Origin of the sequence: Luteimonas suaedae, assembly GCF_008312895.1 — a bacterium.
Lineage (GTDB): Bacteria > Pseudomonadota > Gammaproteobacteria > Xanthomonadales > Xanthomonadaceae > Luteimonas > Luteimonas suaedae.
Map to the genome: position 1 here is coordinate 1 of NZ_VSSP01000037.1, position 1,691 is coordinate 1,691.

1 protein-coding gene and 1 pseudogene are annotated in these 1,691 nt (G+C 68.7%); both read right to left on the reverse strand.

The features are described from left to right. Nucleotides 1-719 (reverse strand): annotated as a pseudogene (locus FXO19_RS18985) (HlyD family type I secretion periplasmic adaptor subunit); the annotation flags it as partial. Nucleotides 720-749: 30 nt separating this feature from the next. Next, the coding region (locus FXO19_RS18990; RefSeq protein WP_149196682.1) for an ATP-binding cassette domain-containing protein at nt 750-1,691 on the reverse strand (942 nt) is incomplete at its 5' end.

A 1,691-nucleotide genomic window follows, 5' to 3' on the forward strand; every position in this document is an offset into this window, starting at 1 on the left:
ACCTCGGAGACCTGCAGCTTGGGCACGTAGTTGTCCTGGCTGAGCGCATCGAGCTTGGCGTGCTGGTCGGTGACCAGCGGCAGCTGCTCTTCGAGTTTCGCGACTTCGGCCGAGACCATGCCCGCGTCGCCGCGGCGCTGGGCCATTTCCTGGTGCAGCGCCGCCCGCGAGGTCTCGTACTCGCGGATCTTGGCCCGCACCAGCGCGGCCTGGATCTCGGCAATGGCCGCTGGCGCCTCCGCGGGCGCCTGGAACGTATTGCCTTTGCCCACGATGTAATCGGCCAGTGCGCGGGTGCGGGCGACGTCGATTTCGGCACTGGTCAAGGCCTGCCGCGCCTGTTCGACCTCGGCCGCGCTGACGGTCGGGTCGAGTTCGATCAACGGCTGGCCCGCAGCGACACTCTGCCCTTCAACGACGTGGATGGCGCGCACCACGCCGTAATCGGATGGCTGGATCGTCTTGACGCTACCGCGCGGCGTCACCTTGCCGCTGGCCGACGCCACCATGTCGAGCTTGCCCAGGCAGGCCCAGATCACGGCGCTCACCAGGAAGGCGATCAACGCCCAGAGCACGGCACGGCCGGCCGGATTCGGGGGGCGTTCCAGGATCTCCAGCGCCGCCGGCAGGAACTCGGGTTCGGCGGCGGAGACACGGCCGCGGCCTTCCTCGCGATCCAGCCGCAGGCTCTCGCGCACCACGTCCCAATGTCGTTTCAAGCCTTCCTTCATCCCTGTGGCCTTCCGTCATCAGGACAGCGCCACTGCCGTGGCGGGTAGTGGTGTGGGCAGGCCCATCTGCTTGGTATACAGCGAGGCGTAGCGCCCGCCGCTCCCGAGCAGTTCTTCGTGCGTTCCAGCCTCGACGATGCGGCCGCGTTCGAGGGTGACGATCCGGCTCGCCAAACGCACGGCCGAAAGCCGGTGCGCGATGATGATGACCGTGCGGCCGACGGCCATCTGGCGCAGATTGGCCTGCACGATCTCCTCGCTTTCCGCGTCCAGCGACGAGGTCGCCTCGTCGAAGATCAGGATCCGGGGGTTGTTGGCCAGCGCGCGCGCGATCGCGATCCGCTGCCGCTGGCCGCCGGACAGGTTCCCGCCGCGTTCGTCGATGGCCGTGTCGTACGCCTCGGGCAGCTCGAGGATGAAGTCGTGCGCGCCGGCGAGCTTCGCGGCCTCGATCACCCGCGGCATCGGCATGGCCGGGTCCGTCAGCGCGATGTTCTCGCGCACGCTGCGGTTGAACAGCAGGCTTTCCTGCAGCACCACGCCCACCTGGCGCCGCAACCAGGCCGGATCCACCAGCGACAGGTCGACGCCGTCCACCAGCACCCGCCCACGCTCGGGCGTATGCAGGCGCTGGATCAGCTTGGTCAGCGTCGATTTGCCCGAACCGGAAGGGCCGACCACGCCGATGATCTCGCCCGGCGCCACTTCCAGGCTCACGTCGCTGAGGACTTCCGGGCCGTCGACCCGGTAGCGGAAGCCAACGTGCTCCAGGCTGATCTTGCCTTCCATCGCCGGCAGGCTGGCCCGCGAGGGTGATACGGCCGGCTCGGTGGGCGAATTGAGGATATCGCCCAGCCGGTCCACGGCGATCCGCGCCTGCTGGAAATCCTGCGCCAGTTGGGCCAGGCGCAGTACGGGCCCGGCCACCTGGCCGGCCAGCATGTTGAAGGCCACCAGCTC